The sequence below is a fragment of the Streptomyces sp. Tue6028 genome, from assembly GCF_002300165.1.
GTDB lineage: Bacteria > Actinomycetota > Actinomycetes > Streptomycetales > Streptomycetaceae > Streptomyces > Streptomyces siamensis.
In genome coordinates this window covers 353277-375422 of the sequence record NZ_MLCE01000012.1, presented here as the reverse complement: position 1 = coordinate 375422, position 22146 = coordinate 353277, and the positions used below count along the sequence as shown (strand labels likewise).

At 70.5% G+C, this 22146-nt stretch carries 16 protein-coding genes; 6 read left to right on the top strand and 10 right to left on the bottom strand.

What is annotated here, in order from left to right; all coding sequences use genetic code 11:
• The first annotated feature begins 130 nt into the window (after positions 1 to 130).
• The 4 genes from BKI49_RS11250 to arfA are packed head-to-tail and all read left to right on the top strand — an operon-like array spanning position 131 to position 4819.
• Positions 131 to 1480, top strand: a complete 1350-nt coding sequence (locus tag BKI49_RS11250) for an extracellular solute-binding protein (RefSeq protein ID WP_095934087.1) — start codon at positions 131 to 133, stop codon at positions 1478 to 1480.
• The gene (locus tag BKI49_RS11245; RefSeq protein ID WP_095934086.1) at positions 1477 to 2418 is read left to right on the top strand and encodes a carbohydrate ABC transporter permease; all 942 of its coding nucleotides are present in this window, start codon (positions 1477 to 1479) and stop codon (positions 2416 to 2418) included. The genes BKI49_RS11250 and BKI49_RS11245 overlap by 4 nt, the downstream gene beginning before the upstream one ends.
• Positions 2415 to 3278 (top strand): carbohydrate ABC transporter permease, encoded by an 864-nt coding sequence (locus BKI49_RS11240; RefSeq protein WP_095934085.1) that lies wholly within the window; start codon positions 2415 to 2417, stop codon positions 3276 to 3278. The genes BKI49_RS11245 and BKI49_RS11240 overlap by 4 nt, the downstream gene beginning before the upstream one ends.
• A 35-nt stretch (positions 3279 to 3313) precedes the next feature.
• On the top strand, positions 3314 to 4819 hold the full coding sequence (gene arfA, locus BKI49_RS11235) for an arabinosylfuranosidase ArfA (protein WP_095934084.1): 1506 nt from the start codon (positions 3314 to 3316) through the stop codon (positions 4817 to 4819).
• Positions 4820 to 4864: 45 nt separating this feature from the next.
• Here arfA and BKI49_RS11230 read toward each other — a convergent pair whose 3' ends face one another.
• Positions 4865 to 7849, bottom strand: a complete 2985-nt coding sequence (locus BKI49_RS11230) for a beta-galactosidase (RefSeq protein WP_095934083.1) — start codon at positions 7847 to 7849, stop codon at positions 4865 to 4867.
• A 1055-nt stretch (positions 7850 to 8904) separates the two neighbouring features.
• Here BKI49_RS11230 and BKI49_RS11225 point away from each other — a divergent pair.
• Positions 8905 to 9813: a sulfite exporter TauE/SafE family protein gene (locus BKI49_RS11225; protein WP_095934082.1), complete on the top strand. Its 909-nt coding sequence runs from the start codon at positions 8905 to 8907 to the stop codon at positions 9811 to 9813.
• A 73-nt stretch (positions 9814 to 9886) separates the two neighbouring features.
• On the opposite strand, the gene BKI49_RS11220 is transcribed toward BKI49_RS11225, so the two are convergent.
• The 8 genes from BKI49_RS11220 to BKI49_RS11185 form a co-directional block, all read right to left on the bottom strand.
• Positions 9887 to 11596, bottom strand: a complete 1710-nt coding sequence (locus BKI49_RS11220) for a pyridoxal phosphate-dependent aminotransferase (RefSeq protein WP_095934081.1) — start codon at positions 11594 to 11596, stop codon at positions 9887 to 9889.
• Between the two features lie 161 nt (positions 11597 to 11757).
• Positions 11758 to 12912 (bottom strand): aldose epimerase family protein, encoded by a 1155-nt coding sequence (locus tag BKI49_RS11215; RefSeq protein WP_095934080.1) that lies wholly within the window; start codon positions 12910 to 12912, stop codon positions 11758 to 11760.
• A gap of 126 nt (positions 12913 to 13038) precedes the next feature.
• The gene (mmsB, locus tag BKI49_RS11210; protein ID WP_095934079.1) at positions 13039 to 14286 is read right to left on the bottom strand and encodes a multiple monosaccharide ABC transporter permease; all 1248 of its coding nucleotides are present in this window, start codon (positions 14284 to 14286) and stop codon (positions 13039 to 13041) included.
• Positions 14283 to 15833: a multiple monosaccharide ABC transporter ATP-binding protein gene (gene mmsA / locus BKI49_RS11205; RefSeq protein WP_095934078.1), complete on the bottom strand. Its 1551-nt coding sequence runs from the start codon at positions 15831 to 15833 to the stop codon at positions 14283 to 14285. Before mmsA ends, mmsB begins: the two co-directional genes overlap by 4 nt.
• A gap of 42 nt (positions 15834 to 15875) precedes the next feature.
• Complete coding sequence (gene chvE, locus BKI49_RS11200) at positions 15876 to 16982, bottom strand: multiple monosaccharide ABC transporter substrate-binding protein (protein ID WP_095934077.1); 1107 nt, start codon at positions 16980 to 16982, stop codon at positions 15876 to 15878.
• 49 nt (positions 16983 to 17031) lie between these two features.
• A complete protein-coding gene (locus tag BKI49_RS11195) occupies positions 17032 to 18000 on the bottom strand; it encodes a hypothetical protein (RefSeq protein ID WP_095934076.1) in 969 nt (322 codons plus the stop codon).
• Between the two features lie 139 nt (positions 18001 to 18139).
• Entirely contained in the window at positions 18140 to 19144 is a 1005-nt protein-coding gene (locus BKI49_RS11190) for a zinc-dependent alcohol dehydrogenase (protein WP_095934075.1), read from the bottom strand.
• Positions 19141 to 20298 carry a mandelate racemase/muconate lactonizing enzyme family protein gene (locus tag BKI49_RS11185; RefSeq protein ID WP_095934074.1) on the bottom strand — a complete coding sequence of 386 codons (1158 nt, stop codon included), beginning with the start codon at positions 20296 to 20298 and terminating at the stop codon, positions 19141 to 19143. Before BKI49_RS11185 ends, BKI49_RS11190 begins: the two co-directional genes overlap by 4 nt.
• Before the next feature lie 252 nt (positions 20299 to 20550).
• Here BKI49_RS11185 and BKI49_RS35245 point away from each other — a divergent pair, with 252 nt between their 5' ends.
• Positions 20551 to 21327, top strand: a complete 777-nt coding sequence (locus tag BKI49_RS35245; protein WP_179332399.1) for an SCO2400 family protein — start codon at positions 20551 to 20553, stop codon at positions 21325 to 21327.
• Between the two features lie 152 nt (positions 21328 to 21479).
• Here the strand turns inward: BKI49_RS35245 and BKI49_RS11170 are convergent, their stop codons facing one another.
• Positions 21480 to 21962 (bottom strand): hypothetical protein, encoded by a 483-nt coding sequence (locus BKI49_RS11170; RefSeq protein ID WP_095934071.1) that lies wholly within the window; start codon positions 21960 to 21962, stop codon positions 21480 to 21482.
• Positions 21963 to 22146 lie beyond the last annotated feature (184 nt).

Sequence of the window (22146 nt, the reverse complement as noted above, 5' to 3'; positions counted from 1 at the left end):
CCCCGGCCTGCCGAGTTTCCCTCCCGTCACCCAAGTTCTGCGCAAACCATTGACGCGTAAGCGCTTCCTATCTACGGTCCCGTTCGAAGTTGCGATCGCTTATCGAAATCTCGAACAGTAGGGGCGGGGTATGGGACGACCTGGCCTGAATCGCAGGCAACTCCTGGCCGGAGCAAGTGGACTGGCCGTGGCGGGCAGCCTCGGCTTCGCCGCGCTCGGCACCGGCGCGGACGCGCTCGCGTCGGGAGCGGACACCCGGGTGCGCTACTGGAACCTCTTCAGCGGCGGCGACGGGTACAACATGATCGCGATGCTGGACGCCTTCCGTAAGGCCAATCCCGGCATCGACGTGAAGGATTCGACCCTCCAGTGGGGCAACCCCTTCTACACCAAGCTCGCCATGGCGGCCGCGGGCAATCGCGCACCCGACCTCGGCGTCATGCACATGGGCCGGGTCACCGGGTTCTCGCCCGGCCGCCTCCTGGACCCCTGGGACGTGGACCTGCTCGCCGAGTACGGCGTGCGGCAGGCGGACTTCAACCCCGCGCTGTGGAACCGCGGCGTCATCGACGGCAAGCTCTACGCCCTTCCGCTCGACGTCCACGTCCAGCTCTGCTTCTACCGCAAGGACGTGCTGAAGAAGGCGGACCTGCTGGGCGACGACGGCAGGATCGTGCCGGTCACCTCCACCGACGAGTGGTTCGGCGTCCTGAAGAAGGCGAAGAGGGTCACGAAGAAGGGCCTGCAGACCATCGGCCTGTGGACCAACGACCAGAACTTCCAGTGGTGGTTCTTCGTCGCCTTCTACACCCAGCTCGGCGGCGAATGGTTCGACGACGCCCGCACCGAGGTCCTCTTCGACGTCGACAAGGCCACCCAGGTCCTGGAGTTCCTCCGGCAGCACGTCACCGACGGCTACGTCATCCCCGGTGCCCCCACCGGCGAGCAGTTCATCAACGGTGCCCCCTTCACCTGGGAGGGCAACTGGTCCGTGCCGGTCTTCTCCGGCGCCGAGCTCGACTACGGCGCGACCCCGTTGCCGCCCGTCTTCGGCAAGCAGGCCACCCACGCCGAGTCGCACACCTTCGTCCTGCCGCACCAGGCGGGCCGCGGCGGCGCCGCCGACAAGGGCGCGCACAGGCTCGCCGCCTACGTCGTCAAGCACGCCCTCCAGTGGGCGGCCGGCGGCCACATCCCCGCGTACACGCCGACGCTCTCCACGGACGCGTACCAGAAGCTCACCCCGCAGAACGAGTACGTGAGCGCCATGGACCACCAGGCCAACGAGCCGAAGGTGTGGTTCGCGGGCTCCACCGGCGTCCTCGCCCAGGACCTCGGCCCGATCGTCGTCTCCTCGACGATGGGCTCCGCCGAGCCGGCCGCCGCCGCGCGGCGGATGAAGAACGACCTCACCGAACTCCTCGCCTCGAAGAACCCGATGGACGGCAGGACCGCCGCGCAGGGAGGTGCGGTCGCATGACCACGACCAGTGCCGAGACCGTCGTCGCACCGGCGCGCGCGAAGACCGCCGCGGCCGGCGCCACCGTCCGCCGCAACCAGGGACTCCAGCACGGCGGCTGGTTCGTCGCCCCGTTCCTCGTCCTGTTCACGCTCTTCGTGATCTGGCCACTGCTGCGCGGCGTCTACCTCAGCTTCACGGACGCCAACATCTCCGGCGAGGGCGCGAGCTTCGTCGGCCTCGACAACTACCGTGAGGCCCTGGGCGATTCGGCGATGTGGGACGCGCTCGGCCACAGCGCGTACTTCACGCTGCTCGTCGTGCCGTGCATCACCGTGCTCGCCTTCCTGCTCGCGATGCTGGCGCACAACATCGAGCGCGGCAAGTGGCTGTGGCGGCTGTGCTTCTTCGCCCCGTTCCTGCTGCCGTCGACCGTCGCGGGCAATCTGTTCCAGTGGCTGTTCACCCAGGGCATCGGCATGTTCAACCATGTCCTCGGGACCGACACGCCCTGGCTGACCGACAAGTCGTACGCGATGCTCGCCATCGTCATCGAGACCCTGTGGTGGACGGTCGGCTTCAGCTTCCTGCTCTACCTCGCCGCGCTCCAGGGCATCCCCGACCACCTGTACGAGGCCGCCAAGCTGGACGGTGCGGGCGCCTGGCACCGCATGGTCCACATCACGCTGCCGATGCTGCGCCACATCACCGGCCTGGTGATCGCGCTCCAGGTCCTCGCCTCGCTCCAGCTCTTCGACCAGGCCGTCGTGATGATGGACTTCGGGCCGGGACCGGAGCTCAGCACCAGATCGTTCGTGCAGTACACCCTCGAACAGGGCTTCACCAGCTACCGCGTGGGCTACGCCTCGGCGATGTCCATCATCTTCTTCGTGATCATCGCAGTCGTCGCCCTGGCGCGGATGTGGCTGCTGCGCAACCGTGAGGAGGGCGGCCGATGACCACCGCCGCGACGACCGTGACCACCAAGTCCCGCAAGCCCTGGACGCCCGGCCAGATCGTTCTCACACTGATCGGTGTCGCCGTCTCCACCGTCTTCGTGGCGCCGATCGCCGCGGCGCTGTTCACCTCGCTCAAGTCCGAGGCGGAGGCGGCCGAGATCCCGCCGCACTGGCTGCCGAAGGTCTGGACGGGCCAGGCGTGGAAGGCCCTCTTCGAGACCGGCAACATCACCGACTGGTTCGTCAACTCGCTGGTCGTGTCCGTGCTCGTGACGGCCGTCGTCCTGACGGTCGCCGCGCTCGCCGGATACGGCTTCGCCCGCACCGAGTTCCGCGGCAAGGGCGTCCTGATGGGCGTCGTGATGAGCGGCCTGATGATCTCCCCCGCCGTCCTCGGCGTCCCCCTGTTCACCACCGTCCAGCAGATGGGGATGGTCGACACCTACTGGGGCATGATCCTCCCGCAGTGCGCGCCGGCCGCGATGGTCTACATCCTCTACAAGTTCTTCCAGGGCGTCCCCCGCGAACTGGAGGAGGCCGCGTTCATCGACGGCGCCGGCCGCTGGCGGGTCTTCTTCACCATCGTGGTCCCGCTCGCCCGGCCCTCGCTGTCCGCCGTCGGGATCTTCACCTTCATCGCCTCGTGGAACAACTTCCTGTGGCCGTACATGGTGACCAACAACCCCGACCTGATGACCATGCCGAACGGCATCGCGACGGTCATGAACTCCTACGGCATCCAGTGGGCCCAGCTGATGGCCGGGGGCCTGATGGCCGGACTCCCGCTCATCGTCGTCTTCGTCTTCTTCCAGCGCCAGATCGTCGCGGGTGTCGCCCACACCGGCCTCGCCGGCCAGTGAGACCCCACCGCTCGTCAGCTCTCCGGAAGGAAGCCATGCCCCGCACCGCCCGCTTCGCCCTCGACCCCGCCTTCACCGTCGGCGCGGTCGACCCCCGACTGTTCGGCTCGTTCGTCGAGCACCTCGGCCGCTGCGTCTACACCGGCATCTTCGAGCCGGGCCACCCCTCGGCCGACGAGTCGGGTCTGCGCACGGACGTGCTGGAGCTCGTCCGCGAACTCGGCGTCACCGCGGTCCGCTACCCCGGCGGCAACTTCGTCTCCGGCTACAACTGGGAGGACTCGGTGGGACCGGTCGAGGAGCGGCCCCGCCGCCTCGACCTCGCCTGGCGCTCCACCGAGACCAACCGCTTCGGACTCGGCGAGTACATCGCCTTCCTGAAGAAGATCGGCCCGCAGGCCGAGCCGATGATGGCGGTCAACCTCGGCACGCGCGGTGTCGCCGAGGCCCTGGCACTCCAGGAGTACGCCAACCACCCCTCCGGCACGGCCCGTTCCGACCTGCGGATCGCGCACGGGGACAAGGACCCGTACGGCATCCGGCTGTGGTGCCTCGGCAACGAGATGGACGGACCCTGGCAGACCGGCCACAAGACCGCCGAGGAGTACGGCCGTCTGGCGGCCGAGACCGCCCGCGCGATGCGGCAGATCGAACCGGACCTCGAACTCGTCGCGTGCGGCTCCTCCGGGCAGGGCATGGAGACCTTCGCCGCGTGGGAGGCGACGGTGCTGGAGCACACCTACGACCTCGTCGACCACATCTCCCTGCACGCCTACTACGAGGAGACCGACGGCGACCGGGACTCCTTCCTCGCCTCCGCCGTCGACACCGAGTCCTTCATCGAGAACGTCGTGGCGACCTGCGACCACGTCGGGGCCCGGCTGAAGTCCGCCAAGAAGATCAACCTCTCCTTCGACGAGTGGAACGTCTGGTACCAGAGCCGGCCCAACCCGCACCCCGTCGAGGACTGGCAGGAGGCACCGCGCATCCTGGAGGACGTCTACTCCGTCACGGACGCCGTCGTCTTCGGCTCCCTGCTCATCGCGCTGCTGCGGCACGCGGACCGGGTGACCGTCGCCTGTCTCGCCCAGCTCGTCAACGTCATCGCGCCGATCATGACGGAGCCGGGCGGACGGGCCTGGCGGCAGACGACGTTCTTCCCGTTCGCGCAGGCGTCGAAGTACGGGCGCGGCGAGGTCCTCGACGTGCGGGTGGACTCGCCGACGTACGAGACGAAGAAGTACGGCGAGGTGGACCTGCTGCACGCCACCGCCGTGCGCGCCGAGGACGGCTCGGTCACCGTGTTCGCCGTCAACCGCGACCGGACCGCGCCGCTGCCGCTCGAAGTCGCCCTGAGCCGACTGGATCTGACGACGGTCGTCGAGCACACCGCGCTGTCCGACGCCGACCCCGACGCGGTCAACACCGCCGACGACCAGGAGCGGGTCACCCCGCACCCGGTCGACGGGGCGGCGCTCCGGGACGGCACGCTGACCGCCGTCCTGGAACCGCTGTCGTGGAACGTGATCCGGCTGCGCTAGGCCCTGTCCGACCATTCCCGCCCGCCCCGCCTGCGTGGCCGGGGATCACCGCCGGGCGCCTCGCTTCGCCGGGCCGGGGGAGTCCACCGGGTCCACCGGCACTCCTCCGGCCGCGCTGCCGAGCAGCGTCAGCCGCACCTCGCCGGGCCCGGCGGGCGTGGTCCCGTCGGACAGGACGGCCAGGGCCAGCGTGTTGCTCCCCCGGGTGCGCAGCAGCCCGTTCGGCAGGACGAAGGTGTGCTGGGGGCCGACGTCGTTGATGTACTGGCCCATGTTCCAGCCGTTCAGGAAGATCTGCACCCGGTAGGCGCGGGCCGGGTCGTCGGTGAGGGTGAGCCCGATCGACGCGTCCACGCCCGTGTCGACGGCGAGCCGGAAGTCGCAGCGGTACCAGACGACGCCCTGGCGCCGTTCGGCCCGCGGGAGATCGACGACCTTCCAGCCGGCGTCCGCGAAGCCCGGCAGGTGCCAGCCGTGGCGCTCCCCGTACAGGCCGCCGTTGTTGAGCGGGCCGCGCACCGGGTCGGGCGCGCCCTCGCCCCGGATCCGCCAGGTGAGTGCCGGGGAGGCACCGGCGAAGCTCACCGCGGTCAGTCCGCGGGCCACCTTGTGGGTGTCGCGGGCCGCGCCGTCCTCGTCGTGCTGCATACGGCGGACCAGGACGGACAGCACGTGCGGGCCGCGCGTCCCCGGCTCGACGGGGAAGGTGGCGGTGGCCTCCCACGTGCCCTGCCGGACCGTCTTCTTGCCCGGCACCGGCATGCGGTGGGTCCCCAGCGGCTCGCCGTCCAGCCAGGCCATCAGCAGTCCCTGGGCGCCCGCGACGTACGACAGGGAGACGGACTCCGCGTCCCCCGCGGACGCGAAGCGCCCCCGGTACCAGACGTCTCCGTAGTGGAAGCCGTAGTCGTCGGCGAACAGCACGGGCTGCCCGGCGGGGACCGGGGTGACGCTGAACGAGGACTTCTTGTCGGCGGTCCTCCACGACGAGTCGTCGAAGGCGGCCGCGGACTCCGGATTCTCCTCGGCCCGGCGCCAGTTGGTCAGCGTGGGCAGCGGCACGGCGGGCACGCCGGGCAGTTGCTGCACGGCCCGCAGACTGCCGGACCGGGTGGCCAGCGTCTTCACCGTGCCCTGGTTCCAGACGACCTCGGTCGTCCCGCGCGGACCCCACACCTCCAGGTCCGCCGCCTCGACGGTGTCGCCGGTGAGATGGACGGTGGTACCGCGCAGGGTGGCCGAGCGCAGCAGCGCGGGCCCGTGCACCAGCACCGGTCCGGACGGGGTGTCGTACCGCCACAGCCGGCCCGAGGCCGTGTCGTCGGCGAGCAGCAGCAGGAGGGGCGCCGCGGTGCCGCCACCCTCCACGAGGATCCGGGTGAGCCCGTCGAGGGGCGCGTCCACGCGGAGCACGCCGTCCGCGTACTCGTGTCCGGCGTTTCCCTCCAGCACGGTGACCGTCGGCTCGCCCGCGCACTCGATCGCGGTCTGTGTCGGCTCGCCCGGCCGTCCGGTGAACACGGCGATGTCCTGGCGTCCGGTGGTGAGCCACAGCATCGGCTGAGCGCTGGAGTGGCGCAGGGTGCGCCGTCCGAGGGAGATCCCGGTGGCGACGAGGCGCGCGTCGAGCCCGGGCACCGGCACGGGCACCGTCGATCCCGCGAGCGGCACCTTGACGACGGTCTCGGAGGAGGCGTCGTTGCGCAGGACCAGGAAACGCGCCCCCGTGTCCGGGTTGACCAGCGGATACACCTTGACCGGCGTGTCGTCGCCGACCGTGACGTCCGGCGCCCGGTCCAGTTTGGCGAGGTCGGGCACGCAGTGCAGGAGCTGGCCGATCTGGTGAATCGGGATCAGCTTCTCGGTGGGCCGGCGGGCCTCGTCCAGGGCGGCCCCGTAGTCGTACGAGGTGTAGACGATCGGTGCGGGCAGCCAGCCCCAGGACGTGCCCCCGAACGTCATGTAGACGTTGTGGATCTTGATGCCGTTGGCGAGGTTGGTGAGGTAGAAGCGGCGCTCGTACGCGGCGTCCCGGGTCCGGCGCGATTCGGCGTAGCCCTTCCCGTCGAACTCCGCCCCGCCCCACGGGTCGAACCAGCCGCCGCCGAACTCGGCCATGAAGCCCGGGGTCTCGGGGCTCGCCGTCGAGCCGCCCTTGGCACCGCCGATGCCGAAGCAGCCCCAGTCGGGCGGCTGCTCGACGGGCGAGGGATAGCCGTCGAAGGCGTACAGGTACCGGCCCGTCTCGCCGGCCGTGTCGAAGGTGCCGGGCGCCCAGTGGCCGTTCCTGCCCTTGTCGTTGTGGAACAGCGGCACGTCGATGCCGTCGGCGCGGACCTTGGCGTACAGATGGGTCATGTAGTCGCGGCCGAGAGGGCTCGTGACATTGTTCGCGTACTCGTTCTCCAGCTGGTAGAGGACGACGGTGCCGCCGCCGTGGGTGTAGAGGTGCCGCACGGCGATCCGGTCGACGGCGGTCAGCCACTCGTCGACGTACTTCAGGTACGTCGGGTCGGAGGTGCGGGCCCTGCCCGGGGTGACGGTCAGCCAGCCGGGGAAGCCGCCCGCGTCGACCTCGGCGTTGATGTAGGGGCCGGGGCGCAGGATGACGTACAGGCCGGTCTCGGCGGCCGTCCGCAGGAACAGGTCGAGGTCACGGACCCCGGTGAAGTCGTACGACCCCGGGGCGGCGGAGTGGTAGTTCCACGACACGTAGATGCTGATCGTGTTGTAGCCGTGGGCGCGCAGCTTCTCCAGGACGTCCCGCCACAGGGACGGGCTGGGCAGCCGGAAGGGGTGCACCTCGCCCGACCACAGCACCAGTCGCCTGCCGTCGACGAGCATCGAGTACCGGTCGAAGCCGACGGTGTGCGTCCTGCCGTCGGCCGCGGGCGGGCCCGGCGCGGGCCCCGTGGGAGCGAGGGGCGCCCTTCCGGCGGCGGACGCCTCACTGCTCACGCTGCCGCTCAGGGAGAAGCCGAGCGCGGCTGAGCCGGCGAATGCGCTGAAGGTACGTCTGCTCAACACCATGCGGGTCCTCCTGGGGACGGCGATGGGTATCCCCCTGTCCTGGCTTGCCCGATCCTGTCCGGGTGTGGCCCAGGACGTGGGGGAAGGTGCGGCCATTGTCCACAGCGGTGCGTCCCACACTGGTCATATGAGGATCTCGGCGTGGGCGGATTACGCGGTACGGGCGGTACCGGTGGCCGCCGCGCGGCGGGACGGCGGGCGGTGACGGGCGCGGCCCGCCCTTGTTCTGCACGCCTGCGCGCGCCGCTGCACACCCCCGCACGCCTCCGCATGCCTGCGCGCCGCCGAGATGCGGGCGGAGCTGACGGCGTCTGTCCGGTGGGTGGGTTGCCTCCGGTCCGGTGGGTGGGTCGGGTCCGTGCCGGTGATCCGCCCGTTGCAGCCCTTGTGTGGTCCGGCGAGACAGTGCGGTGGGTTCATGGCGCCGTCCGCAACGGGCATGTGATGCACCGGCACGGCCCCTTCGGTGAGGGGGCGGGGTGCGGGTTTGAGTGGGGCTGGGGACCGATCGTCGGCTCGTCCGACGGCAGCTCCCGTCCGGTCCGGCGGCAGCTCCCCCGCCGTCCGGCAGCAGCTCCCCCGCCGTCCGGCAGCAGCTCCCATCCCGTCCGGCGTCAGCTCCTGTCCCGTTCAGCCTTGAGGGCAGAGAGCCACCTTTCAGCCCGTCCGGCGTTTGAGGACGAGGCCGTTCAGGCCGATCCGGCTGAGTTCCGGGTGGCTCACGAGTTCCGGTGGGCCCCTCCCGGCCCGTCCTGCCCGGCGGCAGCTCCCGTCCGGCGTCAGCTCCTGTCCCGTCCAGCCTTGAGGGCAGAGAGCCACCTCTCAGCCCGTCCGGCGCTTGAGGACAAGGCCGTTCAGGCCGATTTCCCCACCCCCTGGGGTGTCGTTGCCCGGGGGTGGGTGTCTGGCGTACGCATCCTGTGAGCCGTCCTCATCGTCCGCTCAGGCTGTCCTCAGACCGGCGTCCTAGCCTCGCCTCCCGATCATCCCCACCCGGCCGGTGGGCATCCGGGGTCCCGGGCCCGGCCGTCCGGAACGACGACGGGACGCACCACATGCGCACGCTGATACTGCTCGCCCTCGCGGGCCTCGGGGCCCAGCTCGTGGACGGCAGCCTCGGCATGGCCTACGGGGTCACCTCGTCCACGCTGCTGCTGGCGATGGGCGCCAACCCGGCCGCGGCGTCCGCCACGGTCCACCTCGCGGAGATCGGCACCACGCTGATGTCCGGCGCCGCGCACTGGCGCTTCGGCAACGTGGACTGGAAGGTCGTCGTCCGGATCGGTGTGCCGGGCGCCGTCGGCGCCTTCCTCGGCGCGACGGTCCTGTCGAAGCTCTCGACCGAGGTCGCGGAGCCCGCGATGTCCCTGATCCTGCTGGCCCTCGGCGTGTACGTGATGTCGCGGTTCACCTTCCGCGGGCTGCCCGAGGGCCGGTCGGACAAGCCGCTGCGGAAGCGGTTCCTCGCGCCGCTCGGGCTCGTCGCCGGGTTCCTTGACGCCACCGGGGGCGGCGGCTGGGGCCCCGTCGGCACGCCCGCCCTGCTGGCCAGCGGCCGGATGGAGCCCCGCAAGGTGATCGGCTCGGTCGACACCAGCGAGTTCCTGGTCGCGATCGCCGCGAGCCTCGGATTCCTCTTCTCGCTCGGCTCGCGGGGCCTGGCGTGGACCTGGGTGCTGGCCTTCCTGCTCGGCGGTCTGGTCGCCGCGCCGGTCGCCGCCTGGCTGGTCCGGCTGGTGCCGCCCCGCGTGCTGGGCTCCGCGGTGGGCGGCGCCATCGTCGTCACCAACGTCCGCACGCTGCTCGGGAGCGGATGGGCCGGCGTGCCGGACGCCCTCGGCACCGCGGTCTACGTCGCGCTGTTCGTGCTGTGGGCCGCCGCCCTCGGCCACTCGGTGCGCGCCCACCGCAGGGAGCGTGCCGCGGGGCCGAGGGCCGAGGAGCGGGAGCCCGTGGCGGTGTAGCCGCGCGCCGCGGCACCGACGGTGATCGGTGCGGGACGGCGCCCGGCCGGATATGTGTCCCGGGCTTCGGGTGTCAGCCGGCCCGGTTGTAGAGCATGGCGCCCACGGCGGGCCAGCCGGTCGTCTGCGGGGGCTGTGACCGGGGTGGTGGTTCCGGCTGGGTCCGGCCGCGGACCTGAGCCGCCGTCAGTCCGCCCTGCGCGCCGAGGGGGGAGGCCGCCCTGTTCATCCCCGGCATGCCGGTCCGGCCGATGGGCTGGAGCCCCTCGACCGGGGCGGGCATGGCCGGCGCGGGGGCCGGTGCCGGGCTCGCGACGGTGCCGGGCAGTTGCGCGGCGGCGGGCGTCGGCCAGGCCGTCGACTGGGCGGGGAACTGCGGGCCGGGCTGCGCGGCCGGGAAGTTCGACGCCGCCGCGGCCGCCGGCTGGGGAGCGGGCTGCGGCAGGGGCTGGGGCAGCGGCTGCGGTGCGGGCAGGCTCGGGGCGGGCTGGGGAGCGGGCAGGCCGGGCGGCGGACCGGGCTGGACGGGGGCCGGGCCCGGCCAGGCGTTCGCCTGTGCGGCCAGCCCCTGCATCCCACTCCCGTTGGTGGCGCTGACGAGGCGGTCCACCGCCGCCGTGCCCGAGCTGTAGCTGGTCCCTGTGCCCAGCTCGGGCACGGCGGCTCCCCTCCTGGTCCCGTAGAGCACCTGTTCCAGGCCGGACACCAGGCGACGCACGTCCACCTGGGGGCGCACCACGAGTCTCAGGAAGCGGCTGGACGATCCGATCTTGTTCCCGCACTCGCGGACCAGGATCCGGTGCTCGGTGAGCAGCCGGTCCCGGACCACGGTGCCCTCGGCGCCCACCGGCAGGCGCACGAACAGGAAGTTTCCCTGGGACGGATAGACCGTCAGACCGGGCAGCGCGGAGAGCTGGCGGGCCATGTCGAGCCGGTCGCGGCGGACCATGTGCAGGCTCTCCATGTACTCGGCGCCGTGCTCCTTGAGCATGAACACCACGGTCTCCGCGAAGGAGTTGAGGTTCCACTTGGGCAGCATCGAGCGGATCTTGCCGGCGAGGGCGGGGTTGGCGACGAGGTAGCCGAAGCGGATGCCGTGCAGACCGAAGTTCTTGCCGAGGCTGCGCAGCACGATGACGTTGGGCCGCATCACCGCGTCCTCGACCACGCTGGGGTCGGACTCCGCGTCGGCGAACTCCAGGAACGACTCGTCGATGACGACGAGGTCCAGGTCCGCCATGGCGTCCATGAACTGGACGACGGAGTGGCGCGGCAGGAAGCCGCCGTCGGGGTTGTTCGGGTTGCACAGCACGGCGACCCGCGTGCCGCGGGCGCGGATGAACTCCGCGTAGGCGGCGAGGTCGAGGGCGAATCCGGCGGATTCCTGGAGCGGGAACATGTCGACCCGCTTGCCGGTCTCCATCGGCTGGTCGGTCCAGCGGCCGAAGGTGGGGACGGGGATCGAGAGGGACTCGCGGACGAGGAGGTGGTCGATCCACGTGATGAGCTCGGTGGAGCCATTGCCCATCGCGACGCACTGCGGCGGGAGCTGGAGCAGCGAGCACAGTTCGGCGGTGATGGTGTCCGCGCTGCTCGGGTAGTAGGTGATGATCTCGCGCAACCGGCCCGCCAGTTCGTCGAACATCGCGGGCGTGGGGAAGTACGGGTTGCACGGGATGCAGAAGTCCACCGGGCCGGCGCCGTCACTTTCCCGCGTCAGTGCGGCCATCGACGGGCTGTGCGCCGCGGTGCCGCGAAAGAGCGAGGTGACATTGCCGGCCATGGAACCTCCGTAGGGGGCGGACCGTCGGGGAGAACGGGCCCTCCGTCTTGTGGGTGGCCCGTGCGGGGGAGCACGGGCCGCCCTTCCATACGGATACGGGGGTGGCGCTGTTCAATCGATGTGAAGTCGTGTGGAGATTGTGAACCCGCTGTGAAGTCGGGTCACGAGCCGAACGAGTGGACCGTGCTCGTCCGGTATGTCCGGCCGGGCCGCAGCACCGTCGAGGGGAACGCGGGCTGGTTCGGCGAGTCCGGGAAGTGCTGGGTCTCCAGGCACAGCGCGTCGCCCTGCCGGTAGACGCGACCGCCCGTCCCGACGAGGGTGCCGTCGAGGAAGTTGCCGGAGTAGAACTGCAGGCCCGGCTGGTCGCTGGCGATGCTCAGGGTGCGGCCGGAGGACGGGTCGCGCAGGGTCGCCACGTGTTCGGGCCGCGCCGTGATGCCCTTGTCCAGCGCCCAGTTGTGGTCGTAGCCCTTGGCGGTGACCTGTTGCGGGTGCGCGGCCCGGATGTCCCGGCCGATCGCCTTGGCCCGGCGGAAGTCGAAGGGGGTGCCGGAGACCTTCGCCAGCTCACCGGTGGGGATCAGCCCCGAGTCGGTGGGCGTGTAGCGGGAGGCGGCGATCGTGAGCTCGTGGTTCTCGATCGAGCCGCTGCCCTCGCCGGCCAGGTTCCAGTAGACATGGCTGGTCAGGTTGACGACGGTGGCCTTGTCGGTGGTGGCCTCGTAGTCGATGCGCCAGTCGCCGTCCCGGGTGAGGGTGTACGTCACCTTCGTGCGGAGCGTGCCCGGGTAGCCCATCTCCCCGTCGATGCTGACGTAGTACAGGTGCAGGCCCACGTCGGAGCCCTTGGTGAACGGCTCGACGTCCCAGACGTGCTTGTCGAAGCCCTTGGTCCCGCCGTGCAGGCTGTTCACGCCGTCGTTCACGGACAGCTGGTACGCGGTGCCGTCCAGCGTGAACCGCCCCTTGCCGATGCGGTTTCCGTAACGGCCGATCAGGGCGCCGAAGTACGGGGTCTTCGCCACGTAGTCGTCGATGTTGTCGAAGCCGAGGGAGACGTTGGCGTAGTGACCGTGCCGGTCGGGGAGCTCCAGGCTCTGGACGACACCGCCCCAGCTGAGGACCTTCAGCCGGGTGCCGCCGTTCTCCAGCGACCAGCGGTGGACCTTGGTGCCGTCGGCGAGCTTCCCGAAGAGCTCCTTGACCGGCTTCCTGCCGCCCGGGGCGGCCTCGGCCGAGCCCGTGCCGAGGGTGGTGGCGGCGAGGCCCGCGGCCGCCGCGCCTGCAATGACCGTGCGTCTGTTCAGTTCCATTGTGCGGCTCTCCCTTTTTGTGGCGCGGTTCGCCTCAGGGGTGTCCGTGCGGGGTGCCGACGGCCCTTCGGCTCACGCGCCCAATGAAGGTCGGGCCCCGCACCGTGGTGCGGGGCCCGAGCTGACTTATGAACCGGACTTGCGCTTGTTCCACACGTCGAAGCCGACCGCGGCCAGCAGGGCCAGGCCCTTGATGACCTGTTGCCAGTCGGTGCCGACGCTGAGGAGGTTCATGCCGTTGTTCAGCACACCGAGCACGAGACCACCGATGATCGCGCCGAGGACGGTGCCGACACCGCCGCTCATGGACGCGCCGCCGATGAACGACGAGGCGATGGCCTCGAGTTCGAAGTTCAGGCCCGCCTTCGGCGAGGCCGCGTTCAGGCGGGCAGCGACCACCAGACCCGCCAGGGCCGCGAGCACGCCCATGTTCAGGAAGACGTAGAAGGTGACCTTCTTGTCCTTGACGCCGGACAGCTTCGCCGCCGGCAGATTGCCGCCGATCGCGTAGATGTGGCGGCCGAAGACCGCGTTGCGCATCACGTAGCCGTAGCCGACCACCAGCACGCCGAGGATGATCAGCACGATCGGGGCGCCCTTGTAGCTGGCGAGCAGCATCGTGACCACCAGGATGGCCGCGACGATGGCGACGAGCTTCAGCAGGAAGACGTTGCGCGGCAGCACCTCCAGCGAGAACTCCTGCTGCCGCTTGCGGTCACGGACCTCCTGGAGGACCGCGAAGACGATCAGCGCGAGGCCGAGGAGCAGCGTGATGTTGTGGTAGTTGGTGTCCGGGCCGGCCTCCGGCAGGAAGCCGTTGCCCATCTTCTGCAGCCCGTCCGGGAAGGGGCCGAGGGTCTGGCCCTGCAGCAGGATCTCCGTCAGGCCGCGGAAGAGCAGCATGCCCGCGAGGGTGACGATGAACGACGGTATGCCGAGATAGGCGATCAGGAATCCCTGGACCGAGCCCGCCACCGCGCCCACCACCAGGCACAGCACGAGGGCCAGCGGCCACGCCACGCTGTGCTGCACCGTCAGCACGGCCGCGAAGGAGCCCACGAACGCGGTGAGCGAACCGACCGACAGGTCGATGTGGCCCGCGATGATCACCAGCATCATGCCGATCGCGAGGATCAGGATGTAGCTGTTCTGGAGCACCAGGTTGGAGACGTTGCGCGGCAGCAGGAGGTCGCCGTCGGTCCAGACCGCGAACAGGGCGACGATCAGGCCGAGGGCGATCAGCATGCCGTACTGGCGCATGTTGCGGCGCAGTCCGTCCAGCATCAGCTGGAGCAGGCCGCCGCCCCCGGCCGAGTCCCCGCTCTTCCCGGCCGGCGCCGGGGCCGGGCTCTTGGCGGTCACATCCGTACTCATCGGGTTACCTCTTTGTCCTTCGTCATCTGGCGCATCAGCACTTCCTGCGTGGCCTCGGCCCGCGGGACCTCGCCGGTGAGCCGCCCGGCGGCCATGGTGTAGATGCGGTCGCACATGCCGAGCAGCTCGGGCAGCTCGGAGGAGATGAAGACGACCGCCTTGCCCTGGGCGGCCAGCTGGTCGATGACCGTGTAGATCTCGTACTTGGCGCCGACGTCGATGCCGCGGGTGGGCTCGTCCAGGATCAGCACGTCCGGACCGGCGAAGATCCACTTGCTGAGGACGACCTTCTGCTGGTTGCCGCCGGACAGCTTGCCCACCGGCTCGAAGACGGTGGGCGCCTTGATGTTCATGGACGTGCGGTAGCTCTCGGCGACCTGTCGTTCCTCGTGCTCGTCGACCACCCCGCGCCGGGCGACCTTCTTCAGGGCCGTCAGCGAGATGTTGCGGTTGATGGTGTCGATGAGGTTGAGGCCGTAGTGCTTACGGTCCTCGGTGACGTACGCGATGCCGTGCCCGACCGCCTCGGCGACGGTCTTCGTGCGGATCTCCCGGCCGTCCTTGAGGACCGTGCCGCCCGCGTGCCGGCCGTAGGTGCGTCCGAAGACGCTCATCGCCAGCTCGGTGCGGCCGGCGCCCATCAGTCCGGCGATGCCGACGATCTCCCCGCGCCGCACGTCGATCGACACGTTGTCGACCACCTTGCGCTGCTGGTCGATGGGGTGGTGCACCGTCCAGTCGCGGATCTCCAGGGCCGGGGCCGCGTCCGGCTCACCGTCGTACGCGGTGCGTTCGGGGAAGCGGTGGTCCAGGTCGCGGCCGACCATGCCGCTGATGATCCGGTCCTCGGTGGTCTCGGCCGCCTTCACGTCGAGCGTCTCGATGGACCGGCCGTCGCGGAGGATGGTCACCGAGTCGGCGACCCGACGGATCTCGTTGAGCTTGTGGGAGATGATGATCGAGGTGATGCCCTGGTTCTTCAACTCCAGGATGAGATCCAGGAGTTTGCCGCTGTCCTCGTCGTTCAGGGCAGCTGTCGGCTCGTCCAGGATGAGGAGCTTGACCTTCTTCGAGAGCGCCTTGGCGATCTCGACGAGCTGCTGCTTGCCCACCCCGATGTCCGCGACGCGGGTCTCGGGGTGGTCGTCGAGACCGACCCGGCGCAGCAGCTCGGTGGCGTGCCGCAGGGTCTCGTTCCAGTTGATGAGCCCGCCCTTGGCGTGCTCGTTGCCGAGGAAGATGTTCTCCGCGAGGGAGAGGTACGGCACCAGCGCCAGCTCCTGGTGGATGATGACGATGCCGTGGTGCTCGCTCGCCCGGATGTCCTTGAAGCGGCAGAGCTCCTCCTCGAAGAGGATCTCGCCTTCGTAACTGCCGTGCGGATGGACGCCGGAGAGCACCTTCATCAAGGTGGACTTGCCGGCGCCGTTCTCCCCGCAGATGGCGTGGACCTCGCCCTGGCGGACGGTCAGCGTGACGTCCGACAGCGCTTTGACACCGGGAAAGGTCTTGACGATCGAGCGCATTTCCAGGACGGGTCCCGCCATGGTCGTGCCTTCCAGTCAGTGGGAAATCGATGGGACCGACGGTTAGTTGAGCTCGCCCTCCGTGTAGTAGCCGCCGTCAACGAGGACCTGCTTGTAGTTGCTCTTGTCGACGCTCACCGGCTGGAGCAGGTAGGCGGGGACGACCTTGGCGCCGTTGTCGTACGTCTTGGTGTCGTTGGTCTGCGGCTTCTTGCTGTTGAGGACGTCGTCGACCATGGTCGAGGCGACCTTGGCCAGCTCACGGGTGTCCTTGTAGACGGTCTGCGTCTGCTCGCCCGCGATGATCGACTTGACCGAGGCCAGCTCGGCGTCCTGACCGGTGACCACGGGCAGCGGCTTGCTCTTGGAGCCGTAGTCGTCCGACTTCAGCGCCGACAGGATGCCGATGGAGATGCCGTCGTACGGCGAGAGGACCGCGTCGACCTTCTTGCTCTGGTACGACTTGGTGAGGATGTCGTCCATGCGCTTCTGCGCGGTGGCGCCGTCCCAGCGCAGGGTGGTGACCTGGGTGAGGCCGGTCTGGCCGGACTGGACGACGAGCTTCTTGCTGTCGACGTACGGCTTCAGGACGCTCCACGCGCCGTTGAAGAAGTATTTGGTGTTGTTGTCGTCGTTCGAGCCGGCGAACAGCTCGATGTTGAACGGGCCCTTGCCGTCCTTCAGGCCGAGCTTGTCGACGATGTAGTTGGCCTGGAGCTCGCCGACCTTGGTGTTGTCGAAGGACGCGTAGTAGTCGACGTTCTTGCTGCCGAGGATCAGACGGTCGTAGGCGATCACCGGGATGTCCGCGTCGGCGGCCTGCTGGAGCACGTTGTTCAGCGACTTGTTGTCGATGGCCGCGACGATCAGCGCCTTGACGCCCTGGGTGATCAGGTTCTCGATCTGCGAGACCTGCTGGTCCGGGTCGTCCTCGCCGTAGACCAGCTTGGTCTTGTACCCCTTGGCCTCCAGGTTCTTGACGACGTTCTTGCCGTCGGCGATCCAGCGCTCGGAGGACTTGGTCGGCATGGCGATGCCGATGGTGCCGCCCTTCGCGCTGCCCTTGTCCTCGTTGCTGCCACCCTCGCTGTCCTGGCCGCAGGCGGACAGGGTGAGGGCGAGCGAGGCGGCTCCGGCGATGGCGGCGAGGGCGGCTCTGCGGTTGCGCATGGTGATCAGTCCTTGTTCTTCTCGTCGTTGAGAGGGTGGTGACGGCGTGTCAGACGTCGGTGGGGAAGCGGTTGAGCGGGCCGGGCAGCCGGGAGCCGAGCGGCGCCATGTCGCCGTCCGCGCCGTGCCGGGCGAGCAGGTCGAGAGCGAGCCGGCCGCGCCGCACCCGCTCCCGGGCGGTGTCCAGGGTCAGGTCCCGCAGATGGGTGCCGTACGGGTAGATCCCGGGCGCCTTGGACAGACCGAACTTCAGGTAGAGCGGTGCGCCGCGCCGGATGAGCTCGGCGACCTCGTACATCCGCACGTACCCGCCGAGGTCGTCGGGGGCCTCGATGTACATGTCCATGGGGGCGGCGGAGACCCGCCGGATCTCCGTGAGGTGATCGAGCGTCAGATCACTGGGCACGTTGAGCGAGTCGGCCCCGAGGTTCTCGTACACGGCGTACGAGGCCGGGTTGACGGGGCCGATCAGCGCCGAGACCTTGAGGGTCGTGTCGGCCGGGAGGATGCCGGCCTCGCGCGCCCGGTGCAGTGTCCACAGCACGCCCTCGTCGGCGACGAGGAGGCACTTGACGCCCAGCGCGGTGGCCCGGACGGCGTCCTCGACGCAGCCGGCGACCGCGTCGTGGCCCCGGGCGCGCAGCCCGGCTCCGCGTGAGTCGGTGCGCACGGAGGCGCCGATGTCCCAGGTGCCGCGCGGTCCGGTGAACAGGCAGAGCTCGATGTCGCGTTCGGCGGTGGCCTCGACCATCTCGGTGATCTCGGCGTCGGTCAGCATCCAGACGCCGCTGCCCTGGCTGATCCGGTGGATCGGCACGTCGAGCCGGGAGGACTCCTTGAGGACGACGGCGAGGGCCTCGGGCCCCTCCACGGAGGGAACCTCGGTGCGCCAGCGGCCGCCTCCCGGGAAGGCGTGCGGCGAGGCGTCGGCGGGTGAGGGGGCGGGCGCGCCCAGGCCGAGCGCGGCGAGCGCCTGCTCACCGGGTCGACGGGCTGCCGTGGTTGCGGCGTCGGTCACGAGCTGTCCTTCGCGTTCGTCGGTTGTGCGATGCGTACGTTCGATATCTCGAACAAGGTTCGTGTCGGTGGGTGTACGCCGGTACGGAGCGTCAGGAACTCCGTACCGGCGTACTGATCGAGGGCGCGGGACGACGCGCTCAGGGGCGCAGCAGAACCTTTCCGACCTTGGGGTCGCCCGACCCCACCAACTCGATGGCCTGCGGGAACCCGGCGAGCGGCAGCTCGTGCGTGACCAGCGGCAACGGGTTCAGCAGCCCGGCGCCGAACACCCGCACCGTGTGCGCCCAGGCCTCCGGCGGCGCCCCGAACACGGTGTGCACCTCCAGTTGCCGTACGACGAGGTCGGTCGGGTCGAGTCCCTCGGCACCCGGCGCGGGGATCCCGGTGAGGACCAGGCGCCCGCCGCGCCGGAGCAGGGAGGCGGCGGTACGCGCGGCGGACGCCGACCCGGCGGTCTCGACGACGACGTCGAAGTCGCCGGGCAGTTCCTGGTCCCGGGTGCGGAAGTCCGTGGCGCCGAAGTCCCTGGACAGTGCCGCCCGGTCCGGGCGGGTACCCACCACGAGGAGGTCGGCCGGGGAGCCCGCCGCGAGGAACTGCACGGCGAACATCCCGAGCGTCCCCGTGCCCACGACCGCGACCCGCTCGCCGGGCCGGGCGTTCGCCTTGATCGCCGCGGCGGCGATGCAGGCGGCCGGCTCCAGCAGGGCGGCGGCCGTCAGGTCGGCGTCGTCCGGCAGGACGTGCAGCAGCCGGGCCGGGAGGGTCAGCGTGGCCGCCATGGCGCCCGGCTGGGTGAACCCGGTCTCCTCGTACCCGGCCGTGCACAGTGTGGTCTCGCCCGCGTGGCAGCGGTCGCAGACCTGGCAGTTGCGGAAGCCCTCACCGACGACCTTGCGGCCGACGAGCGAGGCCGGAACCCCGTCGCCCACCTCCTGGACCGTCCCGGACCACTCGTGGCCCGGAGTCAGGGGGTAACGGACGTACCCCTCGGGCCGGTTGCCCTGGTAGACCTCGCGGTCCGAGCCGCAGATCCCGACCGCGTGCACCCGGACGAGCGCCTCGCCCGCCGCCGGACGCACCGGCTCGTGCGCGGTCAGCCGGTGCTCGCCCGGCGCCTCGACGACGACCGCGGTGCTCACCGCGACCCCTTCGGCTTGCGCTGCTCCCAGCCGTCCGCCCACAGGTCGAACCGGGCCTGCTGCTGGGGGAATTCGGCCGCCGCGTCGGTGTCGAGCTCGACGCCGAGTCCGGGCGCGTCCGAGAGCTGGAAGTAGCCGTCGACGACCTGCGGGGCGCCCTTCACGACCTTCTTGATCTCCGCGTCCGCGAAGTCGTTGAAGTGCTCCAGGATCTTGAAGTTCGGTGCGGTGAAGCCGACCTGGAGCGAGGCGGCGGTCAGCACCGGTCCGCCGACGTTGTGCGGGGCGACCAGGACGTAGTGCGCCTCGGCGGTGGCGGCCAGCTTCCTGGTCTCCCAGATGCCGCCGATGTGGCCGACGTCGGGCTGGATGATGTCCGTCGACTGGCTCTCGAAGAGCTCGCGGAACTCGATGCGGTCGTGGATGCGCTCGCCCGTGGCGACCGGGATGTCGACCTTCGCGGCCACCTTCTCCAGCGCCTTGAGGTTCTCCGGCGGGACCGGCTCCTCCAGCCAGGCGGGCTTGAAGGGGGCGAGTTCGCGGGCCAGCCGGATGGCGGTGGCGGGCGAGAAGCGGCCGTGCATCTCCAGCATCAGCTCGGCGTCGGGCCCGATGGCGTCCCGCACGGCCTCGATGAGCGAGACCGCGTACAGGCTCTGCTCGTGGTCGAGCTCGAAGTGCCCGGTGCCGAAGGGGTCGATCTTCAGGGCCCGGTACCCGCGGGCCATGACCTCCTGCGCGGCCTTGTGGTACGCCTCCGGGGTCCGCTCGGTGGTGTACCAGCCGTTGGCGTAGGCCTTGACCTTGTCGGTGACCTTGCCGCCGAGCAGCTGCCACACCGGCACGCCGAGGGCCTTGCCCTTGATGTCCCAGCACGCCATCTCGACGACGGCGATACCGGACATCACGATCTCGCCGGCGCGGCCGTAGTCGCCGTACTTCATCCGTCGTACGAGGTCCTCGACAGCGAACGGGTCGGAGCCGAGAATGTGATTGGCCTCCGCCTCCCGCAGATACCCGATCAGCGCGTCGGTGTGGCCCAGCATGCGGGTCTCGCCGACTCCGGTGATGCCCTCGTCGGTGTGCACCTGGACGTAGGTCAGGTTCCGCCAGGGCGTCCCGACCACGTGTGTGCTGATTCCCGTGATGCGCACGGCAGTTGCCCCCTGTGCTTCGGATCTGTTCGAAATTTCGTCACACGTTCGAAATGTTGGCGTGACAGTAAGGATGCGGCCCGGGAGGTGTCAATGGGTCGAACGCATAACGGTTTCGACGCGATGGGAGTGGGATGGCGGGGAATGGTCGGGGGTGTCTAGAGTCGCCGCGCCGGAACGGCCGCTTCCCCACACAACATTCACAGCTGTGCCTATGAACGTGACGTGTGCGGAACTTAGTCTTCCCGCGTCATGGACTACTGCCACCCGTGCCGACGGCACCTCAACGGCGCCCTTGCCTGCCCGGGGTGCGGCACCCCCGTCGAAGAACTCCGCGCGCACGCGGAGGTCCCCGAGCCGCATCCGGAACCGGATGCGGACGCGGCCGACACCGACACCTCCTACGGTGACGACGACGAACCGGAGGAGCACCTCGGGCGGGCCGCCCGGCGGCGAGGCCGCGGCCGGGGCAGGGCGGCGGAGGACCCGGGTGGCCCGGACGGGCCGGACGGTCCGGGCGGGGCCAGCCGGCGTGACCGCAAGGCCGCGGCGCACCGCCGTCGGCGGCGCAGGACACTGCTGATAGCCGCCGGTTTCGTCCTGGCGGCCGGCGCCCTCAGCCTGGCCGAACTCGGCATCGACGCACCCGGGTTGAGCCAGAAGCCGGCAGCGGCCGGGGAGGACTCCGCCGACGGTTCGGCCTCCCCGGAGCCCGGCGAGACGGCGCGTCCGCTGGGTGACACCGGGGGCTCCGGCGGCGCCTCCGCGAGCGACTCCGCCGACGCCTCCGCGTCGCCCTCCGCTTCCGCGTCCGCCTCCGCGTCGGCCTCCGCCGAGGACAAGGGGAAGGACCAGGAGGAGCAGTCGGCCGGCTCGGGCACGGCGCCCGGCGGTTCCGCCTCCGCGCCCGAGTCCCACGCGCCGCCCGCGACGACCGCGCCCCCCACCACCGCACCGACCACGCCCGCTCCGCCGCCGGCCCCGACGCCGTCCGAGACGTGCAACCGGTTCCTGTGGTGGTGCACGTGATGCCCTAGGGGGTGTCGTTCGGGTCAGGTCGGATCAGGCCGCGGCGTCCGGTGCGGTACATCGCGAGGCGGAGCTTCACCCGCGTACCGGGCGTACTCGGGTGAGGCGACAACGCGGCGAGGTGTCGTGCCGGGCGGCGCGGACGACACCCCCTAGTCCTCCGCGGCGCGGCCTTCTCCCGCCATGAACCGCCAGACCAGGGCGTGGCCCAGGACGATCAGGACGATCAGCATCAGGGCCTCCGCCTGGATGCCGCTCAGCCCGGCGTGGCGGGCGAGTTCGGGGAAGGCGCCGACGACGGCGATCAGGGCGTAGAGCAGTGCGGCGCCGGCCTGCTGGCGGACGACGAAGCGGTCGCCGCGGGCGCGGGCCAGCAGCCGCAGGGTGCACACGCAGCCGACCACGGCGAGCACGATGAAGGCCGTCCGCCAGATCATCGGCTGCTCGGTGCCGCCCACCTGGGCGAACAGGCCCATCAGCGCGGGCAGTAGGAAGGACAGGTAGACCCCGCCGACGACACGGCGCAGCCCGGCGTCGTGCATCCAGTCGTCGTGGCTCTGGACGACGTTCCACCACAGGCCGACCAGGGTGAAGCAGGTGGCGGAGAAGAGGGCGTAGAAGGTGCTCACATCCATGGACGACGAGCGTGGCAGCGCTCCCGGACCGGGCGGGCGCCACACGCCCTGCGTCCGTCCCGGCCTGCCGGGACGGACCAGTGGCCGAGGCGTGCGGCAGGCCGCCGCGCGGAGCGCGGACGACTGACGGGACCGCCGCCGGGCGCGCTGCCGGGCGGCGCGAACTCGGCATGATCGAGGACAG

Bases quoted from the DNA above. Each gene is read 5' to 3' on its own strand.
- BKI49_RS11250 (WP_095934087.1), top strand. From the start codon at position 131: ATGGGACGACCTGGCCTGAATCGCAGGCAACTCCTGGCCGGAGCAAGT.
- BKI49_RS11245 (WP_095934086.1), top strand. From the start codon at position 1,477: ATGACCACGACCAGTGCCGAGACCGTCGTCGCACCGGCGCGCGCGAAG.
- BKI49_RS11240 (WP_095934085.1), top strand. From the start codon at position 2,415: ATGACCACCGCCGCGACGACCGTGACCACCAAGTCCCGCAAGCCCTGG.
- arfA (WP_095934084.1), top strand. From the start codon at position 3,314: ATGCCCCGCACCGCCCGCTTCGCCCTCGACCCCGCCTTCACCGTCGGC.
- BKI49_RS11230 (WP_095934083.1), bottom strand. From the start codon at position 7,849: ATGGTGTTGAGCAGACGTACCTTCAGCGCATTCGCCGGCTCAGCCGCG.
- BKI49_RS11225 (WP_095934082.1), top strand. From the start codon at position 8,905: ATGCGCACGCTGATACTGCTCGCCCTCGCGGGCCTCGGGGCCCAGCTC.
- BKI49_RS11220 (WP_095934081.1), bottom strand. From the start codon at position 11,596: ATGGCCGGCAATGTCACCTCGCTCTTTCGCGGCACCGCGGCGCACAGC.
- BKI49_RS11215 (WP_095934080.1), bottom strand. From the start codon at position 12,912: ATGGAACTGAACAGACGCACGGTCATTGCAGGCGCGGCGGCCGCGGGC.
- mmsB (WP_095934079.1), bottom strand. From the start codon at position 14,286: ATGAGTACGGATGTGACCGCCAAGAGCCCGGCCCCGGCGCCGGCCGGG.
- mmsA (WP_095934078.1), bottom strand. From the start codon at position 15,833: ATGGCGGGACCCGTCCTGGAAATGCGCTCGATCGTCAAGACCTTTCCC.
- chvE (WP_095934077.1), bottom strand. From the start codon at position 16,982: ATGCGCAACCGCAGAGCCGCCCTCGCCGCCATCGCCGGAGCCGCCTCG.
- BKI49_RS35245 (WP_179332399.1), top strand. From the start codon at position 20,551: ATGGACTACTGCCACCCGTGCCGACGGCACCTCAACGGCGCCCTTGCC.
- BKI49_RS11170 (WP_095934071.1), bottom strand. From the start codon at position 21,962: ATGGATGTGAGCACCTTCTACGCCCTCTTCTCCGCCACCTGCTTCACC.